The organism is Sphingobacterium lumbrici (assembly GCF_006476045.1).
Lineage (GTDB): Bacteria > Bacteroidota > Bacteroidia > Sphingobacteriales > Sphingobacteriaceae > Sphingobacterium > Sphingobacterium lumbrici.
In genome coordinates, this window is sequence record NZ_SRZY01000003.1 from 24,098 (window position 1) to 50,782 (window position 26,685).

Below are 26,685 nucleotides of genomic sequence, written 5' to 3' on the forward strand. Positions count from 1 at the left end.
AAATGAAGGCCCTGTCGTGGCAACGACGGAAAGGTAATGCGATGGACAAACCAAAAAAAAATAGATTAAATTAATCCTCCCTTTAACATCACCAAAAAAAACACTTATTCAAAGCACCCTCTCTACAGATTTAACAAAAATAGCCCGAAAATAATTTTCCGGGCTATCCTTTTATGATCCGTTAAAGTATTTTTAACCTCTGCTATTGTAGTTCGGAGCCTCTTTGGTAATCTGTATGTTATGTGGGTGCGATTCGCGTAAACCGGCACCTGTAATACGTACAAATTGCGCTTCCTGAAGTTTCGCGATAGATCCGGCACCACAGTACCCCATAGATGCACGTAATCCGCCGATATATTGATATACCACTTCAGCTAACGTGCCCTTATACGGCACACGTCCTACAATACCCTCCGGTACTAATTTCTTGATATCTGCTTCCACATCTTGGAAATAACGATCTTTAGAGCCTTTTTCCATTGCTTCTACCGATCCCATACCACGATAGGATTTAAATTTACGTCCTTCTAATAAGATGGTTTCGCCCGGAGCCTCTTCTACCCCGGCGAAAAGAGAACCTGCCATTATGGTATTCGCTCCTGCAGCAATTGCTTTTGCGATATCTCCGGTTTGTTTGATGCCACCATCCGCAATAAGCGGAACACCTGTACCTTTCAAGGCTTTAGCAACCTCATATACCGCATACAATTGTGGTACACCAACACCTGCAATGATACGGGTCGTACAGATAGATCCCGGGCCAATACCGACTTTAACACCATCAGCTCCGGCCTCAGCCAAAGCTTTGGCAGCTGCACCTGTAGCAATGTTACCTACGATAACCTGCAAATCCGGATATTTAGATTTGACTTCTTTCAGCTTATTAATAACCCCCAGCGAGTGACCATGTGCCGTATCGATGGTAACCACATCCACCCCGGCTTTTACCAGTGCATCCACACGCTCCAGCGTATCGGCCGTAACACCTACCGCCGCGCCCACTAATAATCGGCCGTGACCATCCTTAGCTGCATTGGGATAATGCTTATATTTCTGAATATCTTTAAAGGTAATCAAACCCTTTAAAAAATAATCGGCATCGACTACCGGAAGTTTCTCTATTTTATAGTTTTGAAGGATCTCCTCTGCCCTCACCAAATCCGTCCCTTCAGGAGCAACAACAAGACCATCTTTTGTCATGAGTTCACTGATAGGCCTGGTCATATCTTTCTGAAAACGAAGATCTCTGTTGGTTACTATCCCCACCAATCTTCCATCAAGATCGATAACCGGAATACCGCCAATCTTATGCTCTCTCATAATCGCGAAGGCATCGCCTACAGTGGCATTTTTCAACAAGGTAACCGGATCCTGAATCATTCCACTCTCCGAACGCTTCACCTTACGCACCTCTGCTGCCTGCTGATCAATCGTCATATTCTTGTGCAACATACCTATACCGCCCGCTTGCGCTATCGCTATCGCCAAATCAGACTCTGTTACGGTATCCATAGCAGCTGATACTAACGGTATATTAAGCTTAATCTTCTTTGTGAGGTATGTACTCGTATCTACATCTCTTGGTAGAATTTCTGAATATGCTGGGATCAATAAGACATCGTCGTATGTAAGTCCTTCAGCTACGAATTTTTGTGAATCTAATTGCATGGCAAATACGTTCTGGGTTTTCTATTTGCCAGGCAAAATTACAAAAAAAAACGTTTTCATCAAATAAAAACTACTATTTGCGGAGAAATGACAATCCGATTATAAACACGAATACCGTTAAATTAAATTTCAAAACTGGCAGATTCGCAAACAGATGAATTTGCTAATTTACCGATCAGCAAACCGCTTGTTTTCGAATCTGATATTTTTTGACACCTATCTTCGATTTTTGTTTTCATTATGTAAAATTTTTATACCTTTGCGGTTCTTGGTAAATTATTTTTTATCAACTAAAAAACAATAAAAAACTATAAACTATATCAAACTAATACACGAATACAAAAATGCAGAGTAAAGGGCTGATTAAATTTTTGGTAATAGTGGTATCATTGGCATGCCTCTATTCCCTATCATTCACATTTGTGACACGTAAAGTAGAGCGTGATGCTGCATTATATGCAGCCGGCGATATGGCTAAGGAAAAAGCCTATTTGGATTCTATAGCTAGTGAAACCGTATTTAACTTAGGAATTGCTAAGTACACGTACCGGGAATGTAAGGCATACGAGCTCGCGTTGGGTCTCGATCTTAAAGGTGGTATGAACGTTACAATGGAAATCTCATTAGACGAGTTGATCCGTAACCTGGCCAATAAGACGAAAGACGAAAAATTCAACACGGCTTTACAACATGCGATTCAAAAAAGTAAAACTGCAAACAAATCTGTAGTAGATTTATTTATTGACGAGTACAAAGCAACCGGGGCTTCTACTTCATTGGCCACTTTTTTTGCGACCAAAGACAATGCGACGTTAATTAAAGCGACGAGTTCGGACAACGATGTTAAAAATTTCTTACAAAAGGAATCTGACAACGCTATTCAAAATTCATACAAAGTATTACGTACACGTATTGATAAATTCGGTGTTGCTTCTCCAAATATCCAAATTCAACAAGGTACAAACCGTATCCTTATTGAGTTACCGGGTGTAAACGATGAGGCTCGGGTACGGAAATTATTACAAGGTTCGGCTAAATTAGAGTTCTACGAAACACATGACAACTTTCAGGTATATCCTTTACTCGAAAACATAAACCGTACACTAGCCGGAACATTAAAAGCAACAGAGACAACTCCTGCCAGCGCAACAGCGGCACAAGGAGATGCTACAGCTGCTGACTCAACAGATAATGAGGGTAATTTATTGGCAAATCTAGGTGCTAATAAATCTGAAAACAGCGATTCTTCGGCTGTATCTGCAAACCTTGCAGCAGAAAACCCATTATTCAGCGTTTTAAGCCCGGCTGTTTATACAGCAGAAAATGGCCAGCCTCAATTGGCTAACGGCCCGATGGTGGGTATGGCAAACCTAAAGGATACGGCTAAAGTAAATGCTTACCTGGCCAGACCTGAAGTAAAGTCTATCATGCCGGCGAACATCAAATTGTTGTGGGCAGTAAAACCGGAACAACGTTCACCTAATGTACTGTCACTTTATGCGATAAAACCAGCTCCCGGAGAAAACCCGGCGGTATTAACAGGTGATGTAATTACCGACGCAACAGATAATTTCGATCAGAACAATACACCTGTGGTATCCATGAGCATGAACTCCGTTGGAGCTCGTGAATGGCGTAAAATCACGGCTAAAGCTGCTCAAAACAGAGAAGCTATCGCGATTGTATTGGATGGTGTTGTATATTCTGCTCCTTCGGTAAATGAAGAAATCCCTAACGGAAGCTCTCAAATTTCGGGTAGCTTTACCATTGAAGACACAAAAGATTTAGCCAACGTACTGAAAGCAGGTCGCTTACCGACTACAGCTAAAATCGTTGAAGAGGCTATTGTAGGACCTTCACTTGGTCAGGCTGCTATTGATGCAGGTGTAAACTCAGCTTTTATCGGTATCATCGTGGTCATGATCTTCATGATTGCTTATTACAATCGTGCCGGTATTGCAGCAAATATTGCCGTTCTGTTCAACGTATTCTTCTTAATGGGCGTATTGGCGTCTCTTAACGCTGTACTGACATTACCGGGTATTGCAGGTATCGTATTAACAATGGGTACGGCAGTGGATGCCAACGTACTTATCTACGAACGTATACGGGAAGAATTGCGCCTGGGTAAAAGTATTCGTCAAGCGATTGCTGATGGTTACAAACACGCGTTGCCATCTATCCTCGATTCACAGATTACAACTTTCTTGGTAGGTATGGTGTTGTTCTTCTTTGGTAGCGGACCTATCTTAGGATTTGCAACGACATTGATGATCGGTATTATCACTTCCCTGTTTACATCGATATTCATCTCACGTTTGATTTTCGAATACATGTTGGATAAGGATATGAAAATTTCGGTTTCTTTGCCGTGGTCAGCAAATACACTGCAAAATGCAAGTTTTCAATTTATCAAAAAGCGTAAAACTTTTTATATCATATCCTTAGTTGCTATTGCGGTTTGTATCGCTTCGATCCTTACCAAAGGTTTTTCACTCGGTGTGGATTTCCAAGGTGGTCGTACGTACACCGTAAGCTATGCAAATTCGGTCAATTTGGAAGAGATTCGTCAAAATCTGGACAATACTTTTAACCTGACAACAGAAGTAAAAACATTTGGTAGTGCGAATCAAGTTCGGGTAACAACGACTTATCACATCAATGAAACTTCAGATGAAGCAGATGAAGAGGTATTGGCAAAACTAAATGAAGGTCTATCAAAAATCGAAGGTAATAAATATGAAATTTTATCGTCACAAAAAGTAGGACCATCCATTGCTACCGACATCAAGGATAGAGCATGGTGGTCAGGTATTATTTCGATATTGATTATTGCCGGTTATATATTGGTTCGCTTCCACAAATGGCAGTATTCTATTGGTGCAGCAGTTGCGACAATACATGATGGTATAATAATATTAGGATTATTCTCTATCTTGGACGGAATCGTACCTTTCTCCTTAGATATCGACCAACACTTTGTGGCGGCTCTTCTTACAGTACTGGCTTATTCTGTGAATGACACCGTAGTTGTATTTGACCGTGTGCGGGAAGATTTGACGAAACCCGGTGCGTACAGCAAAAATTTCGGAGATATCGTTAACCATGCGATCAATACCACACTTAGCCGTACCGTGATTACTTCATTAACGATTATATTCGTATTAGTGATCTTATTTATATTCGGTGGAGAGGTGATCAGAGGTTTCTCTTTCGCTATCTTGGTTGGTATTGTGGTTGCGACCTACTCTTCGATCTTCTTGGCAGCACCTTCGGTGTACGATTTAAGCAGTAAAAAGCATTTTACGAAAGCCGTAGAAACTAAAGCTAAAGTAGTAACTCCGTAATCGGATTTAATATACCTCAAAACAAAAGGCTACCTAAAAGGTGGCCTTTTGTTTTGAGGTATATTGTGGCTGGTAAGCAGAACTCCTCCGCAACCAATATTCGGTGTTGCTACCAAATAAAAATCACGCAAAACTTATTGTAAAAGCTTTGCGTGATTTTAAAAAAAACGGGCTACCGGAATTAATATTACATGTTGAAAATTGGAGTTGGTAGCCCGCTATGCTATTAATAGTAGGTATATCTTCGCACCCCGGCGATATGCCGCGCTAATCGCATAACCTGATGCATATAACCATACTCGTTATCGTACCAGATGTACAGTACAATACCTTTACCGTCGTTGGAAACGATTGTAGCAGGTGCATCTATTATGGAAGAAAAGGTAGTACCGATACAGTCCGATGATACCAGTTCGCGGTTATTCGAATATTTTATTTGCTCTACAAGATCTCCGTATAAAGAGGCCTTCTGCAATAAAGCCTTGAACTGTTCAACGGAAGTCGGGTTTTCTATTTCCAGATTAAGAATAGCCAGAGATCCGTTTGGCACGGGTACTCGGATCGCATTTGAGGTAAGTTTACCTGCTAAGGAAGGAATGGATTTTGCAACAGCTGTGCCTGCTCCGGTTTCTGTTATCACCATATTGACGGCAGCCGCACGACCACGTCTTGATTTCTTGTGCATATTATCTACCAGATTCTGGTCATTGGTGTACGCATGAATGGTTTCTATATGACCTTTTACAATACCTAGCTCCTTCTCTATCAATTGAAGTACTGGTGCAATCGCATTTGTCGTACAAGAAGCTGCCGAAACAATGTGCTGTTTGCTTGTATCGACACAGTGTTCATTAACACCAAATACAATGTTCGGAATCCCCTTCCCTGGCGCGGTCAATAACACCTGCGCTATTCCATTAGCAATCAGATGCCTTGATAGTTGTTTTTCATCCCTAAATGCACCTGTATTATCGATCAGTAAAGCATCCTGAATGCCATATACACCATAGTCAATATGCTCAGGTTCCTGTGCTGAAATAACATAAACCGTAATTCCATTAATTATCAACGCCTTACGTACAACATCCACTTCCACCTCTCCATCAAATCGTCCATGTATGGAATCATTGCGGAGCAAAGCGGCTCTCTTTTCCAGTGTTTCGGCATCCAAATTGTCCCGTGTTACAATTGCGCGTAACCTCAACTGCTTTCCGGCTCCGGCTTTGGCAATAAGTTCGCGTGCCAGCAAGCGCCCAATCCGCCCAAAACCGTATAAAACTACATCCCGGGGCACTAAAGACTTAGGCGTGTCAGCAAGTTTTAACTCTCCTATCAGAAACTGTGGTATTTCGCTGTCCACTACAGACTTTTCACGCAATCGCAAGGCGAGTTTGCCGATATCTATCCGCGCAGGACAGAGATGCAACTGCGTCAACGCCTGGGCGATCTTTACGGATTCAAATATAGAGATCGGTTGCTCGGTAAGTTCATGTGACGCACTGTGCACATTCAAAATATGACTGACCCTGCGATCGACAAGTTGATTCCTAAATAAAACCAGTTCAACGGCTTGATTGTACCATAGATTGCTGACTATTTCCGTGAGTGTGGTTGCAGCATTTTGTTTCTTGGTGTATGTTTTGATTTCCTGTTCAAAAACGACGTTATTCGACATCCTAGATTACAATTGATAATTCGGATGCAAACATATATATTTATTTCAACATGTAGCTTAAAAATTATTAAAATAACAATTTATATAACAAATAACATCATACAATTAATTTATTCATAATAAATATATAACATAATTGAAATTATTAAAAAAATATTTCGGTATATCTTAGTACAGTCGACTGCAAAGCAAGTATCAGGGTGCAGCGGACGTACCTGTGGGGTGAGGCATCACCCCTGTCGGAATAACGTTCTTTTATCATTTTCAGACAGTTTCTTAGTACATTTGTACGATATGGACAGGAATCTTACAATCAAAAATATGGTATGCCCCCGTTGCCTGACGGCAGTAGAGGCTGTATTACGACAAGAGGATATTCCCTATACCAAGGTTCAATTGGGATTGATACAACTCCCTAAGCGGTTGCACAACGAACAGCTCCAATCCCTGAAGACAGCACTCCATAAAATAGGATTTGAAATCCTTACCGACCCCAAAGAGCATCTGGTTGAAAAGATCAAAGTGACCTTGTTAGAACTGATTAATCATCCGGATCAACAGCACATAAAACTTTCGGTTTACCTTAGTGAAACGCTGCAAACCGGCTACCAGACCCTGAGTAACATTTTTTCGGAAATCGAGCGCACAACCATAGAGAAGTATTTCATCCGATTAAAAATAGAAAAGGTAAAAGAATTACTCACGTACAACGAGTATTCGCTCAAAGAAATTGCCTTTCTACTTCACTACAGTAGTGTGGCGCATTTAAGTAAGCAGTTTAAAGATATAACCAAACGATCTCCTTCGGAGTTTAAGATGAGCACAGCACAACAGCATAGAATCCCTCTGGACCAACTCTAATCAAGCCTTGCTTTAACTACTGTAAACAATTTTGCAGTTATATTTCCTCTCCTTAGTCTTCTTTAGCAGGCACTGTTTCTCGCGAAAAAAAGCACCATGTTTGGTATTATTTTATTAAAAACGGATGATTAATTTGAAATGAGGTATGCCGGATTTATAAAATGAAGGTAGAAACGTTAAATAATTGTTACTTTTATACCTTTGAAAAAATGGAAGGAATTACAAAATCAGATTATTACCATTTATTGGCAGATATAGCCGAGGATAACCAAAAATCCTTTTCTATGTTATATGATCTGTTTTGTCCCAGTTTGATCCGACACGTATTATCCAAAGTCAGTGAAATCTCCGTTGCAGAAGATATTGTACATGATCTTTTCCTTTCCTTGTGGAAAAACAGAAAAAATCTATTGGCAATAGAATCACTGCCGGCCTATCTCTTTTCGTCCTGTCGCTACCTTATTTTAGCCTACTACCGCAAACGAGCAGTGCAGGAACAATATGTTGATTTGCTGGATTATGAATTTGCAGATTCCAGTCTGCCGCTTGAAGATAGACTTTACTACCGGTATATCCTGGATATAGTCGAAAATGGAATCGAAAATCTACCTGAAAAATGTAAGGAAATATTTAAACTTAGTCGAAATTCCTTCCTGACCAATCGTCAAATCGCCGAAAAACTTGCTATTTCCGAATCCACCGTTGAAAACCAGATCAACAAGGCTATCAAGCGATTACGGGTAATCACAAAAAAATATTTCAGCTTTTTTCTTCTTTTTTAAAAAAAACACAAAAAGACGTAGGTGCTAACCTGGATTTCCGTCACTTATATAATAACGAGCGGACTATGCTCACCTATAATATGAAAGATAAAAAAGACCTTTTCTCTAACTATATAGCCCGGGAAGAGAATCTCGCAGAACGAAAGGAGATTTACGACTGGTACGACGAACAGAAGCAGCCATTACCCAATGAAGCAAGTATTCGGGAGCTGGAAATCCGTGCGAAGAAACGGGTATTCACCTCTATTCGAGCTGCGGCTGTTCCAAAAAACACAAAACGCCTGTTGCAAGCAATAGCGGCAGCAGCTTCCATATCTCTCGTTGCCTTAATGGGTTATCTTTATTGGGCACAAAAACCAGCTGTTCTTCCGGCAGACGAACAACGACTTGCACAGGTGCTCCCCGGAAAGCAGCAAGCCATTATCACGCTACCCGATGGTCAGGTTATTGCTGCCGACGATCTAAAGGCCAACGAATCTCTTGAGATAGGCAGTTTCACGATTACAAAAGATCAAAATGGCCAAATAACGTACCATAGTAAGCACATAGCGCATGTAAAGGATCAGATGCACACCATGCAAACTCCACAAGCCGCCACCTACGACCTGATACTCTCCGACGGCACTAAAGTAAGGCTCAATGAACAATCCAAATTAACTTATCCAGTAGCATTTGGCGATGGAGACCGTATCGTCTATTTGGAAGGAGAAGCCTATTTCCAAGTCACCAAATCGAGCTCTTCAAGTCGTTTTATCGTAAAAACAGCTAGACAGGAAACAGAGGTATTGGGCACAAAATTCAATATAAAAGCATACCAGAAAGATAAAATGATCTATACCACCTTGGAAGAAGGGAGCGTGCAGGTCCAACCTGAAAACCGCCGGCTCGGAGGTGTATTGTTACATCCGCGCCAACAGGCAGTCTTAACGGAACAACAAATTCGAACGGCAATAGTTGATTTAGAAGTCGTATTGGGTTGGACCAAAGATCTGTTTTGCTTTGACGGCACCAACACCGAAGAGGTGCTCGGTCAAATCGCTCGCTGGTACAACATTGATATTACGTACGAAAAGAACAACAGAGGCACACGTTACAGCGGTAAGATCCCAAAAAACTTACCCCTTGACCAGCTCGTCAAACTATTAAGGTATGCTGACTTAACCGTTAACCCTACTTTAAACGACGATAACCGCGTAAACTTAATCATTAACTAAATATTACTAATCTAACTTACATTGAAAACAAAAAACAAACCAACTTAAAATTAATTGGCAACGCAAAAAAAATCCGGAATATGTTGACGCATACCCCGGACAAAATTGCTCGGCCTAAAAACGGATCTGTTGACACACAGTATTATCCCAATTTTTCTTAACCAAACACTACAAATGTAATGAAAATTAATCTGATTCAACCCGCTCATCAGGGTGTAGATTTTCATGCGAGGTATGCCGATTTTCCAAGGGAAAACCAACATTCCGGCGGCAAGCATGAGGAAAACACATCCGCTTTGAGCACCTTAACAAAAACATGGATGAAACTAAACCTCATCGTTTTACTATTGCTCATCGGTCTTTCCCAAGTTGATGCCCGCAGCTACGCCCAACAAATTACCCTAAAACGCCAGAATAGCAGCTTGGAAACCATCCTCAAAGAAATTGAGAAACAATCAGGCTACGTATTTTTCTACAAAGAAGCGGAGGTGGCTCCAGTACGTAATATTTCTTTCGATGTAAAAAATATGCCACTCCGTGAAGCCTTAAACAGCATTACGGATAGAGCCGGATTTATGTACGACATCTTTGAAAAAACCGTTGTGCTGAAAAAAGTAACGACACCGCTGTTACCACGGATAATGAACGAATCCGGTATCCGTGAAGAAGTCATCATACAACAATATATTAAAGGTATGGTAATAGACGAAGCGGGGAAACCCATTGCCGGTGCCAGTATCCGGTTGAAATCGGATGTACAAAAATCGGTAGTTAGCCAAGCCAATGGAGCATTTTCCCTACCCCTATCGGCAAATAAAGAGGTTATTATTGTTTCCTTTGTAGGGTTTACCACCAAAGAAGTGATCGCTGACGTTGAGAAACAACCCCTGGTAATCCAACTAACAGCACAGGACTTGGCAGTAGATGAGGTTGTTATTACAGGAACAGGAATTAACCGCAGAAAAGACAGTTTTACCGGTACCACTGCTATTTTTACAGGGGAAGATCTTAAAGCAGTTAGCAATAATAACATCATTCAGAGTTTAAGAACTTTAGATCCCTCATTTTTAATGATCGAGAATAATTTACAAGGTTCTAACCCAAATGCCCTACCTGTTATTGAAGTTCGTGGAAAAAGCAGTATTCCAAGTGCAACCCTAAAAGATCAATTTGGATCAGACCCTAATCAACCGCTGTTTGTATTAGATGGTTTCCCCACCACCTTGCAAACCATTGTCGATTTAGATATGAACAGGGTAGCTTCTGTGAGTATTCTAAAAGATGCCGCATCTACAGCTTTATATGGTTCGCAGGCATCTAACGGTGTAGTTGTTATTGAAACAATTAAGCCGAAAAGTGGAGAATTAAGGTTTTCCTACGCACAAGATTTTAGGTTAGAGCTACCTGATTTATCAGCTTATAATATGATGAATGCCGTTGAAAAGCTAGAATTTGAGCGTTTATCGGGTAGATATACCGCATCCGAATCAGACCCTACCAATGTACTCTTCCTTGAACAATTGTATAGCGATCACCTTGCGAATGTAAAAAGAGGCGTTGATACTTATTGGCTGTCTGAACCATTACAAACCGGATATTCAACCAATTCCTCGATCAATGCTTCAGGCGGAGATCAAGCATTTACCTATAATATTGGCTTAAATTACCGGATTGGAAAAGGTGCCATGAAAGGCTCAGGAAGAGATACCTATAGTGGAAGCATCAACCTTACCTATCGCAAAAAAGCACTTAATATCAACAACATTACTTATATAAGGGGGTATAAAAGTACAGAATCTCCTTATGGATCATTTGAAACTTTCGTAAACACCAATCCTTACTTTGAAAAATCTTCTACCAGACGATATTTAGATCAAAGAAGCAATGATGCAAAATCGGTTTATAATGTTTCCAATCCACTATACGATGCCTCATTACCGCAATATAATCATTCGAACAATATCGAATTTCAGAATAACTTAAATGCAAATTACGACATCAATAAAGCATTTAAATTAAACGCAGCCCTTCAAATTACCAAAGGTAATACAGTTGCTAAAACTTATAAATCGGCCGAGATGAGTGTTTTCGAAAGCACCCCTACTTTGAGAAAAGGAAAATATACCGATGACAGAGCGAATAACTTCTCTTATCAAGCCAATTTAATGCTTTCCTATCAGAAGATATTTTCTCGAAAACACGTTTTCAATGCCAACTGGAGGAACACCATTTCGCAGAACCAAAATGACACCTATTCAACCATTGCCGAAGGCTTTCCGGAGGGTAACTTAGGAAATCCAAGATTTGCCTATAGCTACGCCGAAAACAGTTTCCCGTCAGCCAGCAATGGTATTTACAGAACGTTAAATACAACGTTAACTGCTAACTATGCGTATGATAATCGCTATTTAGCAGATGTTGTTTATCGTCTGGATGGGTCAACAGCCTATGGTAGCAATAAACAATATTCTCCTTATTATGCAGTCGGCTTAGGATGGAATTTACATAACGAAACCTTTATCAAAGATAAAAAATGGATTAATTCCCTTCGCTTAACTGGAAACATTGGTATAACCGGAAATCAGAATTTTGGCAACATCAGCTCATTGTCTGTATTTAATTACAACAGTAATACCAATTATAATGCTTTCGGACAAGGGGTGTCACTACTCACACTTGGCAACCCTGATCTCAAGCCTCAAAAAACAAAGCAAATTAGTACTTCAGTAGATTTTTCACTATTTAACAACCGATTTACGGGTTACGTGAATGCCTATAACAAGAAGACAGATCCTTTAATTGTTCCGGTTGATCTACCTTCTTCTACGGGTATATTTTCTTATCCATATAATGTAGGTAATTTAACCTATAATGGGTTAGAAACTAAACTCACTTATTTCCCGATCTACAATTTACGAAAGAGGATAACTTGGAGCATCGGGATCTCGGGATCATCTTATAAAAGTAAATATGGCGGCATAGGCAATACGCTAAACACCTTAAATAAGAAGCAAGAAAATACCAAAGACTTATTGAGATATACCGATGGAAATAGTGCCGAAGCCATCTGGGCTGTAAAATCAATGGGTATTGATCCCGCCACAGGAAGAGAAATTTTCTTAACGAAAGAGGGTCAATATACCTTCGATTATGAAACCGGAAATATTGTGAATGTAGGAAATACCGTTGCCCTTGCCGAAGGTATTATTTCGAGTAATTTGCGGTACAAAAGCATTACACTAGGCATTGCTTTACGTTATAGAGTAGATGGTGATGTATTTAACACGGCATTGTACGACAAAGTTGAAAACATTTCAAATGCAAGTATTGCGAACAACCAAGACCGCAGAGCCCTGTATGGCAGGTGGAAAAATGTGGGAGATGTTGCTCAATTTAAGGGTATCTCATTAACAAGCACTACGCCAAAATCTTCGAGGTTTGTCCAAAATGAAAACTCGTTGAGCAGCGAATCGCTCAATATCGGTTACACTTTCGAAAATACGCCTTGGGTAAAAAGCTTAGGCTTAAAAAACTTAAACTTAAATGTATTTGGCAACGACTTTTTGTATTCCTCTACGATAAGAAGAGAACGTGGTATTCAATACCCTTATGCAAGAACGTTTGCTTTTTCTATCAAAGCAACATTTTAATCGCGAATAATGAAAAGAAATTATATAAAACTAGTGTATTTGACAACAATAGTCGTTGCTGCACTTAGCTCCTGTCAAAAATACCTTGACGTACAACCTGAAGATAAAATTATAGAAACACAGCTTTTTACTACGCCTCAAGGTGTAAAGTCTGTAATAAATGGATTATATATCGACCTTACTAAAAAACAACTTTATGGCGAAAATTTAAGTTTGTCTACGATCGAAATTTTAGCACAACGCTACAATATTCCTTCAACACATAGCTTAACCAAAATAGCTACCTACGCATACACCGATGAGTCGACCATTAATAAAATGGATGATATCTGGACCAATGCGTATGCAGGGATTTTGAACGTCAACAGTTTCTTAACCCATATCGAAAAATATAAAGGAGCCGTTGACCCAAAAACGGAAGCTATTTATAAAGGGGAAGCTATGGCCATGAGAGCCTTTTTACACTTTGATTTATTGCGCTTATACGGGCCAAGATATAGCACGGTTGATTCTACTAAACTCTCTTTGCCTTATTACGAGACCACTCAAACATCGATAAACCCACTATTACCTGCAAATGTATTTATCGAAAAGGTCTTAAATGATTTAACTGCTGCAGAAAAATTATTGAGCGAAGATCCTATTATAACCGCGGGTGTAAACCCGGCTACAGCTACCGGATCTATAGATTTCTTAACGAACAACCGCAACTTTAGATTCAACTTCTATGCAGTGAAAGGCTTATTAGCCCGGGTAGCTTTATATCGTGGCGACAAAGTTTCTGCATTAAAATATGCGAAAGAAGTAATTACTGTGGCCGATAAATTTAAATGGACCACCACAACCAATGCTTTGAGCGAAAAGCAGAATCCCGACCGCGTGTTTTCAACTGAGATGATATTTGGGATTATGAACACGCAATTGTATAATCGTTACGATGATTTATTTGACCCTTCGATTGCCGATGCAAACATCTTAGCGCCTTCTACTGCACGATTAGGCACAGTTTTCGAAAACAATGAAAATGACTATCGCTATAACCTAAACTGGCAAATCCCATCAACCGGTTTAAAACCTTATAAAACTTTCTATAAATATGCTGATATCGTTGATAAAGAGAAGACCTTCAGGTTTACCATGCCGTTATTAAAAATGAGTGAAATGTATTTTATCGCTGCAGAAAGTGAAGAAGTGAACGCCGATGGCATTGCCTATTTAAATACAGTCAGAGCGAATAGAGGGTTAACCGCTTTGGCAACTAATGCTACCATACACACCGAATTACAAAAGGAGTATCAAAAAGAATTTTTTGGTGAGGGACAGCTGTTCTATTACTATAAAAGAAGAAATATTACTCTGATTGGAAATGGTGCCAGCACGGCTAACATCGTCATCAACTATGCGATACCCATGCCACTATCCGAATCACAGTATCGTTAACATTTAATTAAAAATGAAAATGAAGAAATTTATATTTAGCCTTTGCGCGATCACGGTAATCTTACTAAGTCCATCTTGTGAAAAGCCACTTGAAACCTATTCAGGAAAACCATCCATTTACTTTAACGAGGCGGCCAAAGCAGTGACTGCAATTAACCCTTTAAAGGATTCAACAATTGTTTCTTTTAGTTTGGCAAAATCAAGGGATTCGATCATTAACATGGTGATTGCCACCACGGGCGAATTGAGTACCCAAGAGAGACCTTATAAATTAATGGTCAACCCAAATTCGACAGCAATCGCAGGTACACATTATGAGATCTTAACAGAAACCTTTTCAATTAAGAAAAATAAAGCCCTTGATACCGTACAAATTAAAATTTTTAGAACGGTTGACATGCAAAGCCAAACCTTTTTACTCAGCTTTGACCTTCAAGACAATGATCAGTTTACTACAATGATGACTGATAAATTTGTCACTACCACAGGGATAACGCATTCTTATGTGAATTACAGATGGTTCCTCAACGATATCGTAAAAAAACCAGCGAGATGGCTGGATGCGTATTTAGGAACGTTTTCTCGTAAAAAGCTCTTTTTAATGGTTGATGTATTGGGCGTAGACCCGGTTCGATTGGACAATGCTGTTGCCATTGCTGAGTTAGATGCATACGGGAAATTTATGCAACGCTACTTAAACGAACAAAGAGCAGCAGGAAATAACATTTTAGAAGACGATGATTCGGTAATGATTATGGGGCCTTCTGCACAATAAAAATTTAAAATCATGACATCAAAAATATATCAATATATGATTATAGCATTCGTTGCTATAGTAACACTTGGTTCTTGCAAAAAAAAGGACCTTGGCAATTATGATTATACCGAAATTAACGAACTTTCGTCAATTGCCGATTTACCCGAAGAAGTAAATGCAGTTTACGGCAAGCCGCTATCTGTCAAACCAGTACTTAAGTTTAGTCAAGACCCCAATTTTGACGAATCAAAATACACCTACCAGTGGTATTATTTAGGCCCAAATGGATTAGGTGGTAATAAACTAATTACTATCGCTACCACTAAAGATCTCAACATTACAACAGGTATTATATCAGGAAGCTATGATGCCTATTATGCGGTAACCGATAATGCAAGTGGGGTTAGATACCGTACCAAATTTAAGTTAAAGGTGGTCAACGAAATTAATGAAGGCTGGATCATGATGTGCGAGGTAGATAATGGATCAAGGGTTGACATCTTGTCGCTAAATTCCGAAGGCACTTTCGATGTAATTAAGGATCTATTAGAAACAACAGGTTCTCAACTTAAATTAGAAGGTAAGCCAAAAATGACGTACACCTACAACACTGGTTTAATGATTGGACCGGATGCCATTAGTTATGGTTTATATCTTGGAACGGATCAAGGAACTACTAAAGTAGAGCCAAATACGTTCAAATGGACCAATACCATGCAGCTGAACTATGAAATGTTTGGCGAAATCCCAAATGGCTTTTACGCAGATGTAATGCAACAACGCGGTTTATTTATCTCGTATATGATTGGAAAGGGGAATGCCTACTTTTACAACAGATCGCAAAACATCTACTATTCGGCCCCTATCAATTACATTACAGCAGAGCAAAAAGGCTTTGAAGTAGCTCCGTTTATTGCCGGAGATCATGAAATTATAACAAATGCACATGCCATTTTTTATGACAAAACCAACAGACGATTTGTAAAACATACAGGTATCAATGCCACTTGTACAACGATCCCTGAACCAACTAGCGACCTCAAAAAGTTTAGTTTTAGTACGGGAATGGATTTAGACTATATGACCTGGGTTCCGTTTAATGGCGGCGAAGTGTTTAGCATTTTAAAAGATCCTAATTCATCCAAAAAATATTTGGCACGCTTTAATAGCTTCAGTAATTTACAATCGTACTACGATGAAATTTTAGGCGATGAAATAGCTAATGCCGAATTCTTTGCTGTTAGTCCCGACCTGGGTTACATCTTTTACACGGTGGGTAGCAAAGTATATGAGTACGATATGGTGTATAAAACTGCTAAACTCATGTTAAATTTAGATAACAAAAAAATCTCTTATCTCAATTTTTACAATTTTAAAGATTTCAATAAGTATAAGAGCTACAATAAACTAATGATAGGAACTTATGATCCGGCGCTACCAAGTGGCTCTGATGGAAGTTTAAGCATCTATACAGTGCCTCCGGTTAATGGCGATCTGGTATTGGATCAATCGTACAGTGGCTTTGGAAGAGTGAAAAGTTTAACCTATAGAGAACGATAACCTATATAACAACGTATAGTATCGAACAAAATTATTGGTTTACAGTTTTAAAAAATAAACAGATGAAAAAAATAATTGTATTATTTCTGGTTATGCTACTCGGCAAAGCTACATTTGCACAGCAGCCCAGTAATATCAATGGAACGACAGATCCCAACACCGTAAAAAAAGTAAGTTTGGGTAAAGTGCTCAACGGCCACATCGTAGAAATCGGGACTTCTATACCCGACAGTTTAGGCCGTTTTGCTTTTCGATTTACCCCGGAATATGAGGGACTGTACACCCTGACAATGGGTAATACCAACAGTACATTAAGCGTCCTTCGCTTTTACTTCAAAGGGAATGACGACCTTAATCTTACCGTAACGCCTACCTTTTATGAACTGGTCGGTAAAAACAGTAAAGAAAACCAAACCTTATACCAATGGGATCTGCTTGCGAAGGATATGCGGGAAAAAGGTCTTACACCGGGAGGAATGTCCACCTATGTTGATTTCTTCCCCGAGGTGGAGGCAATGAAAGTCAAGCTCGATGGTATGAAGGCCAAAGCGAAGACAGGAAACAATCGGTTTGACACATTTTTTGTAAAGCTGGTGGATTATGATGTTGCATTCTATGCCATTTCCTATTTGTATATGCCACGCACGGTACACCCCGGTGCTGAAGAGATGAGCGATTATTACACAACTTTCCAAGCGGATAACTTTTTAACACCGGATTTGCTACGCTTTCCGTATGGCGATCGTCTTTTGCCCATTCTGATGTATAGAAAAATAGATTTTAAGGATAAGCCGACTCTGGCGGATCAAGTCAATGCAATTCCGGCAGATGTGCTTAAAGGTCAGTATATATTACAATACATGGATCGTACACGTTCGTACAGCGATTATATTGCGTTGAACGACGAATATGCCAAGTACCTGACATTGCCCGAACAAATCGAAAGAGCAAACGCGGTGGCAACAAAACTGGTTGATACCAAAGAAGGGACGAAGGCTTTTAATTTTAATTACCCTGACTTAAGTGGCAAAAATATTTCATTGGCTGATCTTAAAGGTAAGGTTGTGGTCGTCGATGTATGGGCGACATGGTGTGGTCCCTGTAAAGCCGAAGAACCGCATTGGGAGAAATTGAATGAAGAATTCGAAGACAAGGATGTTGTTTTTGTGGGCGTATCGGTTGATCAGGACAAAAAAGCCTGGGAAAAGTATGTTCCGGAAAAGAACCTGAAAGGCATACAACTTCATGCCGGATCGGACAATGATCTTTCCAAAGCTTATAAAATAACAGGGATCCCACGCTATTTAGTCATTGATAAAGCCGGGAACATCATTACCCCGGATAGTCCAAGACCAAGTGACCCAAAGCTGAAAGAGTTATTGAATACCTGGCTAGCGAAGTAACCAATCATTGCCCACGGTGTTTTTTGCCGTGGGCAATGATAAAAAAGATCTGTTATGAAAACCGTTATTATCTTTAACTCCTCTTCTTTTGGGGATTATTTGACCCCTGATGGATTAAAAGATTCTTTTACTTGTGAACACACAGTAAGTTACCTAAGTTTGCAAAAAAACCTTCATGATATCTTCTTCGTGTAACACCCACATCTAATGAAAATATCGTGAAAGTTTTTGATAGCCATGGAACACAAACACTTTCAGAAAAAATAGATGCGGAATTTTAAATCTATTTCTCAACGTATTTTCCAGCTTATTTCCGGAGAAAACAGCGGCGATGCCCTGCGCAACGTTTTAACCAGCATTGTACCGAGTATAGTAATCTTCTATTGGGGTTATCTGGATATTGCGATCACTGTAGGTGTAGGTGCTTTGTTGTCCTCATTGACAGATCTGCCGGGCAATCGCAGAGATAAATGGAAATCTGCTCTATGGTGTATTCCCTTGTTTTTTATATCGTCGATTGCTACTGCCTACGCTATTTCCTCACCTTGGCTCCTCCTGCCCTTACTTATCATAGCAGCTTTTGCCTGTACGATGTTGTCGATATTCGGTTCGCGGATCGGAATCATCGGAACGATGATGCTTATTCTAATCAGTTTTATTATCGGCTTATGGCCTTCGAACCCCATCCCCTTTAGCCTGGAGATCACTGCAGGAACGATGTGGTACTATCTGGTTAGCATCGTTCAGGTCTGCATTTCTCCGTTCCGTTCACTACGGCATGCAATGTCTGATGGTTTTCGGAGTATGTCGGCGTTACTTCGCGCGAAAGCGCTCTGCTACGATGAGCAGATTCCGATAGAGACAGCATACAGGGAGCTAGGCAGACTCCATATACAAGTAAGTGAACAACAGGAAGCGATGCGATTTCTACTCCTCCGGGAAAAGAACCTGATGAATGTTGAAGAGGGAAAGTTTTGGCTCAATCAGGTATATGAATTAATCGATCTATATGAGCTATTAACGGCAATAGACCACGACTACGAGTTGATCCGCAACACCTTAGCGCCAATAGAGGCACTTGAATCTATCCGGAAATTAATCATACAACTAGCAGAGGAAGTAAATTCTCTTGCTAAAAATCACAAGAATTATCCGTACAACGCTCCAAACAAAAGACCTATCGATGACGAGTTACAGCGACTTATTGCGATTCGAGATCGACAGAATGGACAAACTGCGGCCATTTTAGATGCTACAATTGGTAACATCCGATCCATTCTTGATTTTATCCAGCAGATCCGCACGGCATTTAACGTCGATATAAGCCGTCGAAATGTAGTCAAAGAGAACGAATATCAGCACTTCATATCCTTACCTCCCAAAGGTTGGAAAGCTGTAAAAAAACAACTTACCTTCCGTTCTACTGTGTTCCCGTTTGCATTGCGGCTAGCGGTATTATTTGGTTTAGGTGGACTTGTTGGCTTGGCCTTGCCTGAATACAGATATACCTACTGGGTTCTATTAACCATTGCTATTGTAGCCAGACCCGGTTTTGCGACTACGCAAAAACGCAACTATCAACGTATAACCGGCACACTAACCGGCATTCTATTAGGAATACTCTTATTATATACGATATCTGACGTAGCTGTCCTGCTCCTCGTTGCTGCCATTTGTCTTTACGGCTTTTTCTTATTTAACAGACCCAACTACCTCATTAGCGTAATATTTGTTACTGCTGCCATTGTAATTGCATTAAACAGCTACGACGGAAATATTGAAGATATTTTAGGTAGTCGAATCGTGTTTACATTAATTGGATCGCTATTGGCTACAATCGGCTATTTTTTTATCCCCATACGACAAAATAAAGGAATGTTGAACTTAGCCGGGACTGTGACACGCACCAACAAAGCATATTTTCAAATCGTAGCAGCACAACTAAAAGCACATACGTTCGACATGTACACGATTCGTCTGGCCCGAAAAGAGGCGCAGACAGCGTTAGCTTCTTTTTCTGACACGATGAACCAATTACAGAAGGAACCCGGAAATAAAAAGAAAGACTGGTCGAATGTAAACAAATTCCACGCGTTGGCTTATCGGATTAATTCGTTAATAATAGGTCTTTCCATGTACATTACACCGCAGAAGCAATCCATCCTGGCATCGCAACAACTTGAAGATCGTTTGATAGACCTCGATAAACTGTTAACCCAACTGAATGACTTATCCGATTCTTGGGAAATATGACATACTTAAGTAGCATTATTGTGACAAAAAATTCAAGCAAACGATTGATTTTATAAAATTCTCTTTACATGAAGAAATCTCTCTGCCTGGAACATTATCTTTATGAAAGACAACCCAAATAAATCAAAATGAAAGAAAACCTAAGTAAAGAAAACAGAAGATCTTTTCTTCTAAAAAGCAGTATTGCCATAGGCGGATTAGCACTCCTGAATCCATCGAAAGCGGTGAGTGCATCATCGGATAACCAAGATCAGGTGTTTAAAATTATTGCAGGCCCATATCTACAAACAAATTTCGGGAATAGTATTGCTATCTTGTGGATTACCAATAACAATGCCTCTAGCTGGGTGGAATATGGCGAATCACCCGATAGTCTTACGCACAAGGCCTTTGGAAAAAGTGAATTGGGTTTAAAACCTGCAGAACGTTTAAACAACGTGAAGATCAGCAACCTAAAACCCGGGGTAACCTATTACTATAAAATAGCATCGAAAGAAATAAAAAACTTCCAACCGTACAAAGTTACCTACGGAGAGACAGTCTATAGCAACACCGAAAGCTTTATCAATCCAAATACATCCAAAGAGGAGGTGTCGTTTGTCGTGCTGAATGATATTCACGACAGACCTCAGTCCATAGTTCATCTACTTGACATGGACAAGGGCAACAAGCGCGACTTTGTGTTTTTTAATGGCGATATATTTGACTACCAAACAGATGAAAAACAGATTATAGAGCATTTTCTGCAACCGTGTACCGATTCTTTTGCAAAGAACATCCCATTTTTGTTCGTAAGGGGCAATCATGAAACCCGGGGTAAATTTGCGCGGGAATTTCCGAATTACTTTGACCAAGTAGGATATGCCGCATTCACGTTGGGGCCGGTCAGATTTGTTATTATTGACTCTGGTGAAGATAAAGAAGATACGCATCCTGTATATGCAGATATTGTCGATTTTGACCAGTATCGCATCCAGCAGGCCGCTTTGCTAGAGGAGGAAATACAGTCAAAAGAATTTAAAAATGCCCCTTTTCGTATCGTGATGATGCACATCCCTCCCCGCTACTCCGGAGATGCACATGGACCAACACATTGTACTGAATTATTTGAACCAATACTGAATAAAGGAAAAGTCGATTTGGTACTAAGCGGTCACACACATCAGTACAAAATTCATAACCCGGATAAAACATCTAACAATTATCCCATTATCATCGGAGGAGGGCCTCGGGATGGATCAAGAACGTTAACACGAATCCACGCGACTAAAAAAGAGATCCAGGTCAGCATGCTTGATGATTCGGGAAAAGAAGTTGGTCGTTATGTTGCATCAAGAAAATAATATTTTAAAGCACTTATGTTATGCGTATAATCATTTTTCTGTTACTCTTCCCTGCCAGTCTATTTGCTCAAAGGAGCAACATACTTCAAAAAGATTACCTCATCGCCTGTGGTGACAACAAAGTTATTATCATTGACCCTGCGAAATCTACAGAAGCCTCCCCATTTATTGTATGGCAATGGAGTGTAGCAGAAGCTACAGATTTACCTGTTGCATACCACAAATTGATGGCAACGCTTGACGAATGCAAACCCGTCATGCAAAATAAAAAACTATTGCTTACATCCTCCGGAGGAGCGACGATTTTGCTGGACATCGACTCAAAAAAAGTAACATTTTATGGGCGGACTCCAATGGCACATTCAGCAGATGTTCTACCTCAAAATCGAATTGCTGTCGCTAATTCAACGCACCCGGCAGGCAACAGTTTAGAAATATACGACATCAATATGCCTGAAAAAGTGATTTTTAAAGATTCACTTTACTCAGGGCACGGTGTTGTGTGGAATGAAAAGAAAAATCTATTGTATGTACTCGGTCACAGCGTACTAAAAGCATACGCATTAAAAGAGTGGAAAAGTGTAAATCCAAAACTTAAATTGGTGAAACAATGGACATTACCCGATGAGGGGGGACACGATTTATATATGATAGACCCAAATAACTTTATCGTATCTACACACCACAATGTCTTCAGATTCAATACCAAGAAGGAAACATTTGATGTTTTCATGCCTTTGGCAGACAAACATAATATAAAGTCTGTAAACTATGATCAAAAGACGAATAGACTGGTCTATACAATAGCCGAGAAAAGCTGGTGGACGAATCATATCTATTCTACACAGCCCGATATGCGGGTGCATATTCCAGATATTAAATTATACAAAGTAAGGGTTGTAAGATAAGAGATTTCAACAAAATAACAACAAAAAACCTGACCTTCAAGGATGCCACTTACGGTGATTTGGAAAGAATCAGTTTAAAAATTTTAGGGAAAAGGATTGCATAACGCTTTTAAAACGTTTATTGTTTTAAAAAGTTTAATGAAGGATTAATTTAGTCTATTTTTTGAGGTTTGCCCCTCTCATTACCTTTCCGCCACTAGCCGTGGCAGGGCTCCTTCTTTCTCCTTGACGAGAAAGAAGCAAAGAGTCAAGGCTGATACCGTATTTGTCGTTCCGGCTACGCGATGATGCAGTGCGCAGCTCTTAGGCCTCCACCGCTCCGTCCCAAAGCAAAGGCTGAGACCTGCTTGGAAAGTACAAACTCGAACCTTTCTGCAGCACATCATCTGCTGCCTGCACGTCCAAATCCGCTAAGGCCGTCTTTTTTCAATTCAGCTGAAGTATTATAATAATCATATAACAATGCACTATCCTTACATACCCGACAAATGTCGCCTTAGCGGGTCGACAATAGCAGGAATGGTGAACCGTCTTGTCGAGCCGGTACAGCGACACGGTTTTGCGTCCTTTTGACAAGACAAAAGGACGAGCCAGTCGCGGCTTGAGCGACAAAGAAATTGACTAAGAGAATCCTTCGTTTTTATTATACCCCTACCTTTTAAACCACTCCCCAAAACAACATCCGTAAAAACCTCATTTATCAAATGGATATCAAAAAAGTAATCTTCACGCATTAGCAAGTATATTTTTTTTAGCTTTGCTTAAATTTCAACACCATATTCTCATGAATAACGTAAAATTTGTAACATATCTTGTCCTTGGAAGTGTGCTGTCTTTTGGAGCCTGTACGAATAGCGCAAATACTAAAGTTCAGACAACCGTAAATGGCCATGAAGATCATGACCATAGCCACGATGGACATCATCATCACGAGGGGCACGACCACAATCATGCAGACCACAATCATGCAGCAGAACCTACATCGGCCACTGATTCACAAGAACAGGCTTCTACCGCTGCTACTGGAACGACAGACCCTATTCCAAACATACCTCCCTTCACCTTTTACAAGGTAAAATCCGGTATTTCGTTTACAAATGCAGACCTCACAAAAGATAAAAAAACCATCTTTGTACTCTTTGATCCGGGATGTCATCATTGCCGCGAAGAAGCTACTGCACTTGCTAAAAATTACAACAAACTTAAAGATATCAACCTTTATTTTGTATCTATGAATGAACCGGCATTAATGGCCACATTCTTAGAATCATTTGCAAAAGAATTGGTAGACAAGCCGAATGTTCAGGTACTGTACGACAGAAATCAGGACTTTATTCAAAAATTCCATGTACCAAGCCTATTCCCTGCAAATTATGTTTACGATGTAAATGGTAAACTGCAATCTTACTGGGAAGGTGAGAAAAATATAAATGAAATCATTACTTTATATACGAAGTAAATGAGAATTGCTATAAATGGTTTTGGGCGTATTGGCAGGCATACCTTACGGAATTTAATCGGCAGAGGAATTGAAAATGCAGAAGTCGTAGCCATCAATGATCTCACTGATGCAAAGACACTCTCCCATTTGTTCAAATATGATTCCGTTCATGGTGCCTTTCCGGGTACTGTGGGCTATACAGAAAACAGTATCCTTGTTGATGGGCACGACATCGTCATTCTCAATATTAAAAATCCGACGGATTTACCCTGGAAAGAGTTAAACATAGATGTGGTCATAGAGTCTACCGGTTTGTTTACCACAAAGGAAAAGGCTGGTGGACACTTAGCTGCAGGTGCTAAACAAGTCATCATCTCTGCCCCTTCTCCGGACAAAGAAATTCCTACTGTCGTGTTAGGAATAAATGACTTGGATTTTGATTGGGATACACCTATATTTTCAAATGCCAGCTGCACGACCAATAATGTGGCTCCTCTGGTGAAAATATTAGATGAAAATTGGCATATCCAGGATGGATATATTACAACTATACATTCCATGACAGGCGATCAAAATCTCCATGACTCCCCTCACCGAGATCTCCGTAGAGCGCGGGCAGCCTCCTCTTCCATTATCCCGACAACTACAGGAGCAGCTAAGGCCATCACAAATGTATTTACCCACTTAGAAGGCAAACTGGGTGGAGCAGGTATCCGGGTGCCGGTACTCAATGGATCGCTGACAGATTTTACATGTACACTTGCAAAAAAAACAACAGTAGCTGAAATCAACACTAAATTTCGAGAGGCTGCAATGCACCAGCTAAAAGGGGTATTGTATTATACCGAAGACCCTATTGTATCTGTTGACATCATTAACAATCCTTACTCTTGTGTATTTGACGCACAGCTTACGTCTATCGTCGGCGGATTAGTAAAAGTAGTAGGTTGGTATGATAACGAATTTGGCTACTCCAATCGATTGGTTGATATCTTAGATAAATTGAGCACAAGATGATCCGCTTTATAAAATCCGAACAAACATTGCCCATACGTTCGCTCGTACTACGCAACGGACTTCCGGAAGAGCAGTGTATATTTGACCATGATCGCTTCCCCACGACCTTTCACATGGGGTATTTTGACGAGGAGGACAGGTTAGTATGTGTACTGACCTGCATGAAAGAAAACCACGGAAAATTACCTAAAGCAGGCTACCGACTAAGGGGTATGGCTACCCATCCCGATCATCTGCGGAAAGGGTATGCCGGAGATCTGTTGAAGGCAGCAGAATTGCATTTAAAAACACAATTGCAAGCAGATTACCTTTGGTTCAACGCCCGGGTTATTGCCTTTCCGTTCTATGAAAGATTAGGTTTCGAATTCATGTCAGATGAATTTGATATTCCCGGAATCGGACCGCACAAAGAAATGTTTAAATTCCTGTGATTAAACGTACAATCTGATTAAAAAATTACATCTCCCGTTCCACACCTAATCCAAATAGCGCGAAATCGTATTTAACAGGATCCTGCGGATCCAATAACCTTAGATTTTCTGTCAATTCGATTGCAGTTTTCCAATTTACCTTTTCTAAGGTAATCAAATGAAATTTGCGTGCCACGCGCTCGACGTGTACATCACAGGGAGCAATCAATTGAGCGGGTAAAATACGGTTCCAAATTCCAAAGTCGACACCATTTTCATCTTTGCGCACCATCCAACGAAGAAACATATTCAAACGCTTACATGTAGACTTTTGGAGGGGAGAACTGATATGTTTACGTGTCCGTAAGGGATAATCGGGCAAGGAAAAGAAATAGTTTTTAAATTCGTTCAAAGACTGCTCTACAGAAATCGCTTGAATTCCTTCCTGCCCTATTAAAAAAGCATCTTCTAACGAATCAAAACGACGATAATGATATTGAAAAAAAGAAATAAAATAAAGTAAATCGGTATCGTTAAATGTGCGGTGCTTGAATCCCAGGAGGCTTTTGAGGTCTTCGTCCTTATGGCTGAGAATAAAGTGATACGGGTCTCCATTCATGCGGTCAATCAACTCATTACATTTGTTGATAATGGTCTTTCGTTGCCCCCAAGCCAGTATAGATGCAAAAAAGCCCATTATTTCAATATTCTGCTTCTGTGAAAACAAATGGGGAATACAGATCGGATCGTGGGTGATGAAAGCAGGTCTGTTGTACTCCATCACCTTGGTATCTAAAAAATTTTTAATATTAAAATCTGACATTGGTAGGGGGTAAAAGAGCTAAAAGGTTAAAAAGCTAGAAGGGTAAGAATGTAAAGTCGAATAGGCGTAAAGCATAAAAATAGCAGTAGTGTTTTTTAACTTCACGACTTTACACCCTTACGGCTTCACACGT

The 26,685-nt window shown here is 40.1% G+C and carries 18 protein-coding genes; 15 read left to right on the forward strand and 3 right to left on the reverse strand.

From position 1 onward, the window contains the following. Nucleotides 1-192 precede the first annotated feature (192 nt). Nucleotides 193-1,668, reverse strand: coding sequence for an IMP dehydrogenase (gene guaB / locus E4F24_RS00780; RefSeq protein WP_140936705.1), 1,476 nt, complete (start codon nucleotides 1,666-1,668; stop codon nucleotides 193-195). 344 nt (nucleotides 1,669-2,012) lie between these two features. Between guaB and secDF the strand changes: the two genes are divergently transcribed. Then, nucleotides 2,013-5,015, forward strand: a complete 3,003-nt coding sequence (secDF, locus tag E4F24_RS00785; protein WP_140936706.1) for a protein translocase subunit SecDF — start codon at nucleotides 2,013-2,015, stop codon at nucleotides 5,013-5,015. Between the two features lie 226 nt (nucleotides 5,016-5,241). Here the strand turns inward: secDF and E4F24_RS00790 are convergent, their stop codons facing one another. Next, the gene (locus E4F24_RS00790; protein WP_140936707.1) at nucleotides 5,242-6,690 is read right to left on the reverse strand and encodes a glyceraldehyde-3-phosphate dehydrogenase; all 1,449 of its coding nucleotides are present in this window, start codon (nucleotides 6,688-6,690) and stop codon (nucleotides 5,242-5,244) included. A 294-nt stretch (nucleotides 6,691-6,984) separates the two neighbouring features. Between E4F24_RS00790 and E4F24_RS00795 the strand changes: the two genes are divergently transcribed. The 14 genes from E4F24_RS00795 to E4F24_RS00865 all read left to right on the forward strand — a co-directional run bounded on the left by E4F24_RS00795 (nucleotide 6,985) and on the right by E4F24_RS00865 (nucleotide 25,750). Then, nucleotides 6,985-7,551, forward strand: coding sequence for a helix-turn-helix domain-containing protein (locus tag E4F24_RS00795; protein ID WP_140936708.1), 567 nt, complete (start codon nucleotides 6,985-6,987; stop codon nucleotides 7,549-7,551). Between the two features lie 209 nt (nucleotides 7,552-7,760). Then, nucleotides 7,761-8,333 carry an RNA polymerase sigma factor gene (locus E4F24_RS00800; RefSeq protein WP_140936709.1) on the forward strand — a complete coding sequence of 191 codons (573 nt, stop codon included), beginning with the start codon at nucleotides 7,761-7,763 and terminating at the stop codon, nucleotides 8,331-8,333. Between the two features lie 80 nt (nucleotides 8,334-8,413). After that, entirely contained in the window at nucleotides 8,414-9,547 is a 1,134-nt protein-coding gene (locus E4F24_RS00805; RefSeq protein WP_181182326.1) for a FecR family protein, read from the forward strand. Between the two features lie 179 nt (nucleotides 9,548-9,726). After that, nucleotides 9,727-13,197 (forward strand): SusC/RagA family TonB-linked outer membrane protein, encoded by a 3,471-nt coding sequence (locus tag E4F24_RS00810; protein ID WP_140936711.1) that lies wholly within the window; start codon nucleotides 9,727-9,729, stop codon nucleotides 13,195-13,197. A gap of 9 nt (nucleotides 13,198-13,206) precedes the next feature. Continuing rightward, nucleotides 13,207-14,637, forward strand: a complete 1,431-nt coding sequence (locus E4F24_RS00815) for a RagB/SusD family nutrient uptake outer membrane protein (protein WP_140936712.1) — start codon at nucleotides 13,207-13,209, stop codon at nucleotides 14,635-14,637. A gap of 19 nt (nucleotides 14,638-14,656) precedes the next feature. Beyond that, nucleotides 14,657-15,412, forward strand: a complete 756-nt coding sequence (locus E4F24_RS00820; RefSeq protein WP_181182327.1) for a DUF4843 domain-containing protein — start codon at nucleotides 14,657-14,659, stop codon at nucleotides 15,410-15,412. A gap of 12 nt (nucleotides 15,413-15,424) precedes the next feature. After that, nucleotides 15,425-16,954, forward strand: a complete 1,530-nt coding sequence (locus E4F24_RS00825) for a PKD-like family lipoprotein (protein WP_140936714.1) — start codon at nucleotides 15,425-15,427, stop codon at nucleotides 16,952-16,954. 62 nt (nucleotides 16,955-17,016) lie between these two features. Continuing rightward, a complete protein-coding gene (locus tag E4F24_RS00830; RefSeq protein ID WP_235891122.1) occupies nucleotides 17,017-18,357 on the forward strand; it encodes a TlpA family protein disulfide reductase in 1,341 nt (446 codons plus the stop codon). A 267-nt stretch (nucleotides 18,358-18,624) separates the two neighbouring features. Further along, the gene (locus E4F24_RS00835) at nucleotides 18,625-20,610 is read left to right on the forward strand and encodes an FUSC family protein (RefSeq protein ID WP_140936715.1); all 1,986 of its coding nucleotides are present in this window, start codon (nucleotides 18,625-18,627) and stop codon (nucleotides 20,608-20,610) included. 128 nt (nucleotides 20,611-20,738) lie between these two features. Next, on the forward strand, nucleotides 20,739-21,953 hold the full coding sequence (locus tag E4F24_RS00840) for a purple acid phosphatase family protein (RefSeq protein ID WP_140936716.1): 1,215 nt from the start codon (nucleotides 20,739-20,741) through the stop codon (nucleotides 21,951-21,953). A gap of 20 nt (nucleotides 21,954-21,973) precedes the next feature. Next, complete coding sequence (locus tag E4F24_RS00845; protein WP_140936717.1) at nucleotides 21,974-22,861, forward strand: DUF6528 family protein; 888 nt, start codon at nucleotides 21,974-21,976, stop codon at nucleotides 22,859-22,861. A 784-nt stretch (nucleotides 22,862-23,645) separates the two neighbouring features. Beyond that, nucleotides 23,646-24,320 (forward strand): TlpA family protein disulfide reductase, encoded by a 675-nt coding sequence (locus tag E4F24_RS13870; RefSeq protein WP_216629106.1) that lies wholly within the window; start codon nucleotides 23,646-23,648, stop codon nucleotides 24,318-24,320. Then, nucleotides 24,321-25,319 (forward strand): type I glyceraldehyde-3-phosphate dehydrogenase, encoded by a 999-nt coding sequence (gap, locus tag E4F24_RS00860; protein WP_140936718.1) that lies wholly within the window; start codon nucleotides 24,321-24,323, stop codon nucleotides 25,317-25,319. Then, on the forward strand, nucleotides 25,316-25,750 hold the full coding sequence (locus E4F24_RS00865; RefSeq protein WP_140936719.1) for a GNAT family N-acetyltransferase: 435 nt from the start codon (nucleotides 25,316-25,318) through the stop codon (nucleotides 25,748-25,750). Before gap ends, E4F24_RS00865 begins: the two co-directional genes overlap by 4 nt. 25 nt (nucleotides 25,751-25,775) lie before the next feature. On the opposite strand, the gene E4F24_RS00870 is transcribed toward E4F24_RS00865, so the two are convergent. Continuing rightward, nucleotides 25,776-26,552: a TIGR02757 family protein gene (locus E4F24_RS00870; RefSeq protein WP_140936720.1), complete on the reverse strand. Its 777-nt coding sequence runs from the start codon at nucleotides 26,550-26,552 to the stop codon at nucleotides 25,776-25,778. Between the last annotated feature and the right edge of the window lie 133 nt (nucleotides 26,553-26,685).

Excerpts from the sequence above, each read along its gene's own strand:
- E4F24_RS00865 (WP_140936719.1), top strand. The coding sequence starts at position 25,316 with ATGATCCGCTTTATAAAATCCGAACAAACATTGCCCATACGTTCGCTC.
- E4F24_RS00820 (WP_181182327.1), top strand. The coding sequence starts at position 14,657 with ATGAAGAAATTTATATTTAGCCTTTGCGCGATCACGGTAATCTTACTA.
- E4F24_RS00800 (WP_140936709.1), top strand. The coding sequence starts at position 7,761 with ATGGAAGGAATTACAAAATCAGATTATTACCATTTATTGGCAGATATA.
- E4F24_RS00870 (WP_140936720.1), bottom strand. The coding sequence starts at position 26,552 with ATGTCAGATTTTAATATTAAAAATTTTTTAGATACCAAGGTGATGGAG.
- E4F24_RS00825 (WP_140936714.1), top strand. The coding sequence starts at position 15,425 with ATGACATCAAAAATATATCAATATATGATTATAGCATTCGTTGCTATA.
- E4F24_RS00835 (WP_140936715.1), top strand. The coding sequence starts at position 18,625 with ATGCGGAATTTTAAATCTATTTCTCAACGTATTTTCCAGCTTATTTCC.
- E4F24_RS00840 (WP_140936716.1), top strand. The coding sequence starts at position 20,739 with ATGAAAGAAAACCTAAGTAAAGAAAACAGAAGATCTTTTCTTCTAAAA.
- E4F24_RS00845 (WP_140936717.1), top strand. The coding sequence starts at position 21,974 with ATGCGTATAATCATTTTTCTGTTACTCTTCCCTGCCAGTCTATTTGCT.
- E4F24_RS00830 (WP_235891122.1), top strand. The coding sequence starts at position 17,017 with ATGAAAAAAATAATTGTATTATTTCTGGTTATGCTACTCGGCAAAGCT.
- E4F24_RS00815 (WP_140936712.1), top strand. The coding sequence starts at position 13,207 with ATGAAAAGAAATTATATAAAACTAGTGTATTTGACAACAATAGTCGTT.
- E4F24_RS00790 (WP_140936707.1), bottom strand. The coding sequence starts at position 6,690 with ATGTCGAATAACGTCGTTTTTGAACAGGAAATCAAAACATACACCAAG.
- gap (WP_140936718.1), top strand. The coding sequence starts at position 24,321 with ATGAGAATTGCTATAAATGGTTTTGGGCGTATTGGCAGGCATACCTTA.
- E4F24_RS13870 (WP_216629106.1), top strand. The coding sequence starts at position 23,646 with ATGAATAACGTAAAATTTGTAACATATCTTGTCCTTGGAAGTGTGCTG.
- E4F24_RS00795 (WP_140936708.1), top strand. The coding sequence starts at position 6,985 with ATGGACAGGAATCTTACAATCAAAAATATGGTATGCCCCCGTTGCCTG.
- E4F24_RS00810 (WP_140936711.1), top strand. The coding sequence starts at position 9,727 with ATGAAAATTAATCTGATTCAACCCGCTCATCAGGGTGTAGATTTTCAT.
- secDF (WP_140936706.1), top strand. The coding sequence starts at position 2,013 with ATGCAGAGTAAAGGGCTGATTAAATTTTTGGTAATAGTGGTATCATTG.
- E4F24_RS00805 (WP_181182326.1), top strand. The coding sequence starts at position 8,414 with ATGAAAGATAAAAAAGACCTTTTCTCTAACTATATAGCCCGGGAAGAG.
- guaB (WP_140936705.1), bottom strand. The coding sequence starts at position 1,668 with ATGCAATTAGATTCACAAAAATTCGTAGCTGAAGGACTTACATACGAC.